The sequence below is a fragment of the Micromonospora sp. NPDC004336 genome, assembly GCF_053602615.1.
Genome location: NZ_JBSGDY010000216.1, coordinates 1 through 8,632, shown reverse-complemented (window position 1 = coordinate 8,632; position 8,632 = coordinate 1). Strand labels below are relative to the sequence as shown.

Annotated in this window: 10 protein-coding genes and 2 pseudogenes; 8 read left to right on the top strand and 4 right to left on the bottom strand. The window is 73.2% G+C overall.

From position 1 onward, the window contains the following. The coding region (locus ACWENR_RS27805; RefSeq protein ID WP_452279906.1) for an Hsp70 family protein at positions 1-1,176 on the bottom strand (1,176 nt) is incomplete at its 3' end. 260 nt (positions 1,177-1,436) lie between these two features. Here ACWENR_RS27805 and ACWENR_RS27800 point away from each other — a divergent pair. The 4 genes from ACWENR_RS27800 to ACWENR_RS27785 all read left to right on the top strand — a co-directional run bounded on the left by ACWENR_RS27800 (position 1,437) and on the right by ACWENR_RS27785 (position 5,075). Then, the gene (locus ACWENR_RS27800) at positions 1,437-2,018 is read left to right on the top strand and encodes a SigE family RNA polymerase sigma factor (RefSeq protein WP_452279905.1); all 582 of its coding nucleotides are present in this window, start codon (positions 1,437-1,439) and stop codon (positions 2,016-2,018) included. Beyond that, positions 2,008-3,420: a hypothetical protein gene (locus ACWENR_RS27795; protein WP_452279904.1), complete on the top strand. Its 1,413-nt coding sequence runs from the start codon at positions 2,008-2,010 to the stop codon at positions 3,418-3,420. The genes ACWENR_RS27800 and ACWENR_RS27795 overlap by 11 nt, the downstream gene beginning before the upstream one ends. Positions 3,421-3,546: 126 nt before the next feature. Then, positions 3,547-3,948 (top strand): hypothetical protein, encoded by a 402-nt coding sequence (locus ACWENR_RS27790; protein WP_452279903.1) that lies wholly within the window; start codon positions 3,547-3,549, stop codon positions 3,946-3,948. Between the two features lie 182 nt (positions 3,949-4,130). After that, a complete protein-coding gene (locus ACWENR_RS27785; protein ID WP_452279902.1) occupies positions 4,131-5,075 on the top strand; it encodes a hypothetical protein in 945 nt (314 codons plus the stop codon). Positions 5,076-5,230: 155 nt separating this feature from the next. Here ACWENR_RS27785 and ACWENR_RS27780 read toward each other — a convergent pair whose 3' ends face one another. Beyond that, complete coding sequence (locus tag ACWENR_RS27780; RefSeq protein WP_452279901.1) at positions 5,231-5,566, bottom strand: hypothetical protein; 336 nt, start codon at positions 5,564-5,566, stop codon at positions 5,231-5,233. 170 nt (positions 5,567-5,736) lie between these two features. Here ACWENR_RS27780 and ACWENR_RS27775 point away from each other — a divergent pair, with 170 nt between their 5' ends. Further along, the gene (locus ACWENR_RS27775; protein ID WP_452279900.1) at positions 5,737-6,036 is read left to right on the top strand and encodes a PH domain-containing protein; all 300 of its coding nucleotides are present in this window, start codon (positions 5,737-5,739) and stop codon (positions 6,034-6,036) included. Between the two features lie 86 nt (positions 6,037-6,122). Continuing rightward, positions 6,123-6,902 carry a class I SAM-dependent methyltransferase gene (locus ACWENR_RS27770; RefSeq protein WP_452279899.1) on the top strand — a complete coding sequence of 260 codons (780 nt, stop codon included), beginning with the start codon at positions 6,123-6,125 and terminating at the stop codon, positions 6,900-6,902. A gap of 135 nt (positions 6,903-7,037) precedes the next feature. Here ACWENR_RS27770 and ACWENR_RS27765 read toward each other — a convergent pair whose 3' ends face one another. After that, entirely contained in the window at positions 7,038-7,436 is a 399-nt protein-coding gene (locus ACWENR_RS27765) for an NUDIX hydrolase (RefSeq protein WP_452279898.1), read from the bottom strand. A 31-nt stretch (positions 7,437-7,467) separates the two neighbouring features. Further along, positions 7,468-7,654, bottom strand: a pseudogene (locus tag ACWENR_RS27760) (IS256 family transposase); the annotation flags it as partial. Positions 7,655-8,180: 526 nt separating this feature from the next. Between ACWENR_RS27760 and ACWENR_RS27755 the strand changes: the two are divergent. Continuing rightward, complete coding sequence (locus tag ACWENR_RS27755) at positions 8,181-8,480, top strand: PH domain-containing protein (protein WP_194803530.1); 300 nt, start codon at positions 8,181-8,183, stop codon at positions 8,478-8,480. A gap of 45 nt (positions 8,481-8,525) precedes the next feature. Beyond that, positions 8,526-8,632 (top strand): annotated as a pseudogene (locus tag ACWENR_RS27750) (ATP-grasp domain-containing protein); the annotation flags it as partial.

The window sequence follows — 8,632 nt, the reverse complement described above, 5'->3', positions numbered from 1 at the left end:
GCCGCCCTGCGCGGGGGCGGCGAAGGCGGCGGCGCGCCGGGGCAGCGGCAGGTCGGTCAGCGCGCCCTCGGCCACGGGCAGCTCCGGCTGCTCCAGCGTGGTCGGCGCCACGCCCAGCTCGGCGTGCAACAGGCGGGCGACCATCGGCATCCGGGTGGCTCCGCCGACCAGGAACAGGCCGGCGAGCTGCTGCGGGTCGAGACCGGCCGCGGCGATCACCTCCCGGGTCACCGCCACCGCGCGACCCAGCAGCGGCGCCGCCACCCGCTCCAGGTCGGCCCGGGAGAGCGTGACGGCCGCCTCCACCCCCGGCACGGCCACCGGCGCCGCCGTGGCGCGGGACAGCATCTCCTTCGCGCCCCGGACGTTCTCCCACAGCTCGTGCCGCTCCCGCCACTGCGTCGCGGACGACGGGCGGACCAGCCGCTGCCACTGCGCCGGATGCTCGCCGGCGACCAGCTCGCCCACCCGGCCGAGCAGGGCCGCGTCGACGTCCAGCCCGCCGAGGTCGTCGGCGCCGCCCGCGGCGACCACGCTGAACCCCGAGTCGCCCCACGGGTCGGCGCCCTCGTTGCGGAGCACGGCGACGTCCAGGGTGCCGGCACCGAAGTCGAACACCGCGATCGCCCCGCCGACCGGCACCGGCCGCCGCAGCACCTGCGTGTAGTAGCGGGCGGCGGCGACCGGCTCCCGCAGCAGCCGGGTGCCCGGCGGCGTGGGGCCGGAGAGCGTGTGCTCGGCCGCCGACGGCCACCCGGCGACGGCCAGGGCGTCGGCGAGCACCTGCCGCCGGGCCGCCTCCCACGTCGCCGGGCAGGTGAGCACCGCCTGGGGCAGGAAGCCGACCGCGTCGACGGCCGCGCGGGCCACCGCGTGCAGCGTCGCGGCCAGCAGTTCCGCCGGCGGGTACGCGCGGTCGCCGAGCGACACCGCGGGCTCGTCGATGCGCCGCTTCGGGTTGGGCTCGTACCGGCCCGGATCGGTGCGGGCCAGCCGCTGGGCGTCCCGCCCGGCGTGCAGCAGTCTGTCGGCGTCGGCGTACACGCCCGAGGGGATGATCGGCTGACCGTCCACCAGCAGCGGACGGGTGTGCCCGTCGGGTCGGCGCAGCACGGCGACGGTGTGGGACGTGCCGAGGTCGACGCCGAGGGCGTACCCCTCGTGCTGGCCTGCCATCTGCCGATACCTCCGCGGGACGAGGGGATGCCCGGCCCGCATCGTACGCAGCCCCGGCACCGGTGCCGATCTCGCCCCGAGGGCGCACCGGGGCCGGCCGGGCGCACGCCGCGGGTGCCCCGCGAGCCGGCGGCGCCGTACGACCCGGCGGGCGCGGACCGCCGAACCCGGCAGGACCCGGCCGTGTCGCCGGGCAACCTTCTCCACCGGCCCGGGATCTTCTTCTCGTCGGTGGCGCCCAGCGAGGACTGGAGAAGTAGGTGACGGATGACGGCTTCCGCGAGTTCGTCGAGATCCGGTACGCGGATCTGATGCGGACCGCGTACCTGCTGACCGGTTCGCGGCACGCGGCCGAGGATCTGGTGCAGAGCGCGCTGATGCGGGTGATGCGCCGCTGGCGGCAGGTGACCGACCCGATGGCCTACGTCCGCCGGGTCATGGCCAACGAGCGGAACAGGCTGTGGCACCGGTGGGGTTCCCGGGAGTTCCTCGCCGGGGTGACCGGCTGGTGGCCCGCGGGGCCGGGCCGGAGCCCGGACGTGGCGGACGACGTCGTGGTACGCGACGAGGTGCTCGCCGCGTTGCGCGACCTGCCGCCCCGCATGCGGGCGGTACTGGTGCTCCGCTACTGGGAGGACCTTTCCGAGGCGGAGATCGCCCGGACGCTCGACTGCTCGGTCGGCACGGTGAAGAGCCAGGCGTCCCGTGGGCTCGCCCGGCTGCGCGCGGTGTTGCCGGCCGGGTCGTCGTCGGACGGGCAGGCACCGCTGCCGGGCAACCAGGCGCCGTTGGAGACGGCGTCGGCCGTGACGAGATGGAGAGGTACGAACGATGGTCGATGACATTCGGCAGGTGTTTGCCCGGCTCGCCGAGCCGGTGGTGCCGGCCCCCGACCCGTACCGGCGACTGGTGGCCCGCGTCCGTCGGCGCCGGCAGCGCCGGTTGGCGGTGGCGGGGGTGGCCGGCGTGGCGGCGGTGGCGATGGCGCTGCCGGTGTTCGGCGGGGCCGGCCCGCTGCCGACCGCCGGCGTGGCGTCGCCGCCGCCCGCCCCGGGGACGTACCAGCCGGCGGGCCGGATCGACGGGCCGCTGGTGCGGCAGTTGCTCGACTCGCCGACCCGGGGCAACCTCGCCGGTGACCGGGAGCTGATCGCGGACATCGCGCGGCAGTACCGGTCGGCCCGCGACCGGCTGCTGGTCGATCCGACGCTCGACAGGGTGAAGGTGCTGCTCGCGCACGACGTGCCGGGCGCCCGGACCGTGGTGGTGGCCTTCCTGAACGACTCGCACGCGCTGCTGCGCCACGGAAGCGGGCCGGCCGGGGCAGCCGTGCCGGAGCTGCTGCGCAAGACCGGCACCCCGGACGAGGCGCACCCCCTGGAGCCGTACGTCTTCCACAGCCGGCACTCGCCGACGGACGTCGGCTATCGCCCCGATCTCCTCGTCGGGCTGGCGCCGGCCGGCTGTCTCGTCGAGACCTCCGCCGACGGTCGGATCCAGCGGGACGGACGGGTCGTCCGAAGCTGGCAGGTGGCGGGCACGGACGGGTTCGTCGTGCGCGGCGCGGGCCACCCGGGCGAACGGTGGCGCTTCACCTGCCAGGGCGTCGTGCGGTACTCCGGGCCAGCGGGTGGCGGGGGCGAGGTGCGGCGATCCGGTCCGGCGGGTGGCGGACCGGCTGCGGCGGGGTCGACCGTTCCCACCGCCGGCGCGCGCGGCACGGTGGACGCCACGCTCGCCGCCGACGCGGTGCACGACCTGCGCGGAAAGCTCGACGACCACGGGCTGACCGGACCCGTGCCCCGGGTGATCTGGGGCGGGCGGCTGCCCGACTGGGTCTCCGGCGCGGCGAAGGCCGTCCTGGTGAGTTCCTGCCCGGCCGACGCGGGCTGCGCCGTGCTATTGAAGACCGAGGCGGGGGCGGTGCCGCGGTCGGAGCCGGGGGCGCCGACCGACTCCCTCGCCGTCGCGGGGGACCCCGACCTGGTCGTCGTCCCGGTGCCGGGGGAGGCCGCCGGCGTGCTGGCCGTCGGGCCGGAACCGGCGGCTCGCGTCGAGCTGCTCGACGCGAGGGGGCGGACGATCGCCAGCGGCCGGCTCGACGACGGTGTGGGCGCGGTGCGCGTGGATCCTCGGCGGGTGGCCCAGGCGAAGGTCCTCGACGGTGACGGCCGAACCCTGCGGGCCGGGGCCACGCCGGGCCTCGGCGCCGGCCTCGGCGAGCCGACCGTCTGGGCCTGGTAGCGAGCTGGCGAGCCTGCCGGCCGACCGGCCCGCACGGCGACGGGGTGTCCACCGCGTGTCCGGCTCGACCTCGGTCGGGCACGCGGTCTTCGTCGTCCGGCAGCGAGCGGCGGTACCGTCGCATCCATGCGGACACAGCAGGCGGGACGGCTCTCGTTGCGGCTCGACTCGATCTACTGCGCGGTGGCGGCGGTGGCGCTGGTCCTGTTCGCGGAGCCGCTGTCCGAGGGGTTGGCCATGCCGCCGGCGGTGACCGTCGCGATCGCCGCCGGTGTCGGCGGCTGGGCGTTCGCGCTCCACCGGGTCGCCCGGCGCCCCAGGCTCCGCCCGTGGCTGGTGCTGGTGCTCACCGCCAACGTCGTCGCGGCCACGCTGCTCGCCGCCTACGCCGCGACCATGCCGTGGGCGGGCGCCCTCACCGTGCTCCTCGCCGCCGTGGCCGTCGAGGTCGCGGCCTTCGCGGTCAGCCAGGCCGTGGCCCTGCGGCAGCCGGTTCCGCGCGGTCTCGCCGAGCGGGCCGGGCGGTGAGTGAAGGCCCGCGGGCCCCCTCGTCGACCCAGGCCGCCAGCGCACGCTCCACACCTCGACGCATTCGTCCCGATGCGCCGGGCAGGCGTTGCAGGCGACGCACCCCGGTCCGGCCGGGTCGACATCGGCCTGGTCGAGATCCAGACTGATGTTGATCAGCGGCTGATCCGAGGGAGGAACGCGTGGGTGAACTGGTTGCCGCCACGGACCTGCTCGTCCAGCCGGACCACCACATGTTCGGCATCGGGGACCAGACTGCCGGGTTCGGTGGACGCGCACCACTGCTGGGTGGCGGCTGGCTGGGGATCGGCAGCTCCGCCGTGCTGATCGGCGCCGCCGACGACCTGGTCCCTCCGGCCCTACGGTTGGAGCACTGGGACGGTGAGCCGCCGGCCGGCCCACCCGACCACGAAGCGCAGGAGACGACCAGTCTGTTGCTGCCGACGGGGAGACTCGCGCTCGACGAGATCACCGGCGGGAGTGTTCCGGACGTCTTTGCCCTCCCACCCGGTGCCTACGCGGTCCGGATCACCTGCTGGAACCGGGAGCGGGTCAGACGCGAGTTCGAAGCGCTGTGCCGGGGCGGGCTGGACTGGAACGGCTCCGAGTTCGAGGCGGCCCGGGCCGGTCTGGCGGGACAGGAGCGCTACCTGCTCCAGTTCTGGCTCCAGGCGCCCACCGCCACGCTGCTCGGCTCCACCGGCGTGCTCATCCACGCCGGCTACGACCGCCTCGGGATCACCGACTCCGCCGCTCGGGTCACACTGATCCCTCCGGCAGGGGCAGACCCGTTCACGGTTGGTCCGTCGAGTGTCCTGATCCCGCTGGAGCGCCAGCATGGCCGGCCTGCCTTGCGGATGGAGTCATGGGACGGGCCGCCACCAGCCTCCGAACCCGGCAGCACATCGGGGAAGGAGATACGTCTGCACCTTCCGTCCGGCAGCCTGGACCTTCTGCACCTACCGGCGGGGCAAGCGGGAGTCAGGGAGATCTCCGCCGGGATGATTCCACGCATCTTCGACCTGCCCCCTGGTGACTACGAGCTCCGCCTGAGCAGGGGCGGACCAGCGCCGGGCGAGGACGCCCGGAAGGAGCGCCACCTGGCTCAGTTCTGGCCGAGCCGGTGATCCAGCCCGCCCGGCGGGTGCCGGGCGCCCGGAGCGGACCCTCGGCGCCGTTCCGTCCGGCGACCTCACGCCCCCACGGCCCGGCCCGGTACGTCGAGCTCGTCGCGGCCGGTGTCGCTGCCAGCACGACCGCCGAAGGCGTACCGACGGCCCGGTCAGTTCCGACGCCTGGCGCGATGGTCGAGGACCCCGTGGGTGGCCATCAGGGCCAACGCGGCCAGCAACAGCACGGCGGCGGTCCACCGGCCCGGGGTGCGCCACGCGCCGGGCGTGACCTCCGTGAGCTCTCCCAGCCCCAGCAGGACGTAGAGGCCCATGCATGCCGCCCCCGCGGCCCACAGCCGAGGGCGTCGCAGGACCCGCCCGAAGAGCCGAACCGTCGACGCGCGCCGGCTGTGGACGACCGACCAGGCGGCGCACCCGAGCAGGGCGACCGCGGCGCCGGCGAGCAAAAGGTCCACGGCCGTCGCGCCCGCCTCCGAGGTCGTCACGGCCTCACGGTAGCGGTGCCGCCCAAGCCCGACCAGGAGACAGCCGGCGGCAGGCCACGGAGCGGCGCGGCGCCCGACCGCCCCGACCTCGGCGGCAGCGCGCTCGGTGGGGCGTCGCGGTCTGCGGGTGACGCTTCACGCCCGACACCTCGGCCACGTACCGTCATTCCGTGGTCGGTCGGGTGTTCGTCGATGACATCGGCATCAACGTGGTGTACACCGCCGGCACGGCGCTGTACCGATGGCCCGAGATAGCCGAGGTCTCCGTCCAGGCCTGGCTGCTGCCACCGGAGAATCAGCGGTTCGTGGAACTGGACATCAGCCACGTCTCCGGAGAGTTCGTCACGGACAGCGAACTGTTCGAGGGCTTCTACGAGGCTGTGGCCGCTGTCGCGGCACGAGCCGGCGCCCGGCCCCCTGACCTGTCGACCCTGGAACCCTCGGACGGCGTCGTTCAGATCTATCCCTGAGGCGGGGCACGGGTACCGGGCACGCCGGCGGTCCAGCAGCCGGTGCCGTAGCCGGGCGCCCTTGCCAGCCCCTAGGCTTTGCCGTTGTGGCGGACAGCTTTGATCCCGTGGCGTACAACCGTGCCGCCTGGGACCGCGAGGTGGAAAGCGGCAACGAATGGACCCAGCCGGTCGGGCCGGAGGTCATCGCCCGGGCACGGGCCGGCGACTGGTCCGTCGTGCTGATCGGCCATCAGGCAGTGCCGCGCGACTGGTTTCCGGCTGAACTGGTCGGTGCCGAGGTGCTGTGCCTGGCTTCCGGCGGAGGGCAGCAGGGGCCGGTGCTCTCGGCGGCGGGTGCGGCCGTGACGGTACTGGACAACTCGCCGAAGCAACTGGGCCGCGACCGGGAGGTCGCCACCCGCGAGGGCCTGGCCGTCCGTACCGTGCTCGGCGACATGCGCGACCTGGGCGTGTTCCCCGATGCCAGCTTCGATGTCGTCTTCAACCCGGTGTCCAACGTGTTCTGCCCCGATCTCGCACCGGTCTGGCGGGAGTCGTTCCGCGTGCTGCGTCCGGGCGGAATCCTGATGACCGGGTTCCTGAACCCTGACATCTTCATCTTCGACGTCACGGCGCTGGAGGAGCGGGGTGAGCTGGTAGTGCGCCATCAGCTCCCGTTCAGCAGCCTCGATCTCCCGGACGCCGAGCGGCAGCGCTCGTACGGGACCGGGCCGATCGAATACAGCCACTCACTCACCGGGCAGATCGGCGGCCAGCTCGCGGCAGGCTTCACCGTGACCCACCTGGACGAGGCCCCGCACCACGCGGATGCCACCGGCCGGTACATGCCTGGTTACTTCGCCACCCGGGCCGTCAAGCCGTAACCGCTGCGCGATCGGGAACGCGCGAGTCTGCGGACCCGGTGACAGACACGACCGGCCACCAGCGCAGAAACACTGGTCCCGCGCGGCTCGACAACGAGAAACTGTCAACGCCTGGGGACGGGTGCCGACGCTGTCTCAGCGCATGCGCGCGGTCTCGTGTAGATGATCGAAGATGATCTGGTCGACTGGGGAGACCCGGTGGCGGTCGGCATGGGTGAGCCAGAGCATCTCCTCGATCTCGCTGCTGGGCTGCAGAACCCCTTGGTAGTCGGCGGTGTAGCAGGTCATGCGGACCAACGTCCCGTCGGGGTGACCATGGGCCTGGGCATGGAAGGTTCCGACGTGCTCGGCGGTGTCGGGAACGATGGTCACGCTGAGTTCTTCGCGGATTTCGCGGACGAGGGTGTCGATGTCGCGTTCGCCTGGTTCTCGCTTGCCGCCCGGGATGTAGTAGACGTCCTTGCCGCGTGATCGGGAGCTGAGGATCGCGCCGTCCTCGAGACGGATCCAGGCGATCTTGTCGATGATGGTCATGCTTGGCGCTCCCCGGGGTCTGTCGGTTGGACTACGCGGCCAGGTCGGTTGGGCGCTCGACCAGTTGGCCGTTGGATGAAGGTAGCGCCGACGCGGACCAGGGCGACCGGGTGCGGTGCGTTCACCGCCCGCCACCGGTCCTGCGCGGACTCGATCAACGTGAATGCCATGGCCAGGCTAGCGGCTCGGCTGCCGGGGCCCTTGGCGACGCGGGTCCGGTGGCAGGCGGGATGGCGTCCTTCTGCGGGCCGCCTTGAGGCACGTAGCGGGCACACCCACCAGGCCAAGCGGTGGATATGGATATGGCCCAGGTCGGGCATTGCCTCTGACCTGGGCCATACGCGTGGAGCGGGCGACGGGAATCGAACCCGCACCGTCAGTTTGGAAGATCGTTTTCGGCTGACCTGATCTGTCCGGAACGCCTGGCCAGCGGCGGTGTCGTAGTGCCCGATCATGACCGCTGCTGACCGCTTGGGACACCGGCTACTGGCACGTGGCTGGCACGGCTGCGCGGTGGCGCGCGGCTGCCCGGCGGCGCGGCTTACCGCCCCCGGCCGTTCGGGCCGGGGGCGGCTTGCCGTGTCGCCGGCTCTCCACGCGCCTGGACCCCGTTACCCAGTGGCAAGCCGCGGAGCGGCGCGGCAGCCGATCGCCCCGACCTCGGCGCCAGCCAACCGCCCACGCGATCGGTACGGCGTCACGGCGTTCCGCGGGTGACGCTTCACGCCACGTACCCTGCATCCCGTGGTCAGTCAGGTGTTCGTCGATGACATCGGCATCAACCTGGTGTACACCGCCGGCACGGTGCTATATCGATGGCCCGAGATAGCCAACGTCTCCGTCCAAGCCTGGCTGCTGCCACCAGAGAATCAGCGGTTCGTGGAACTCGACATCACCCACGTCTGCGGAGAGTTCGTCACAACCAACGAGCGTTTTGAGGGCTTCTACGAGGCTGTGGCCGCTGTCGCGGCACAAGCTGGTGCCCCGCTCCCCGACCTGTCGACCCTGGATCCCTCGGACGGCGTCGTTCAGGTCTATCCCTGAGGCAGGGCATGGGCCCACCGCGTCGGCCGATGCCGGCCGGAGGCCGAGCTGGCGATACGGCCGCACAACTCCGGGCACTGGACCATCGAGGGCGCGCGCACGTCGCAGTTCGAGCAGCACCTGCGGGCGGTCCTCGACTACCCGATGGGGGA

Excerpts from the sequence above, each read along its gene's own strand:
- ACWENR_RS27795 (WP_452279904.1), top strand. The coding sequence starts at position 2,008 with ATGGTCGATGACATTCGGCAGGTGTTTGCCCGGCTCGCCGAGCCGGTG.
- ACWENR_RS27790 (WP_452279903.1), top strand. The coding sequence starts at position 3,547 with ATGCGGACACAGCAGGCGGGACGGCTCTCGTTGCGGCTCGACTCGATC.
- ACWENR_RS27765 (WP_452279898.1), bottom strand. The coding sequence starts at position 7,436 with ATGACCATCATCGACAAGATCGCCTGGATCCGTCTCGAGGACGGCGCG.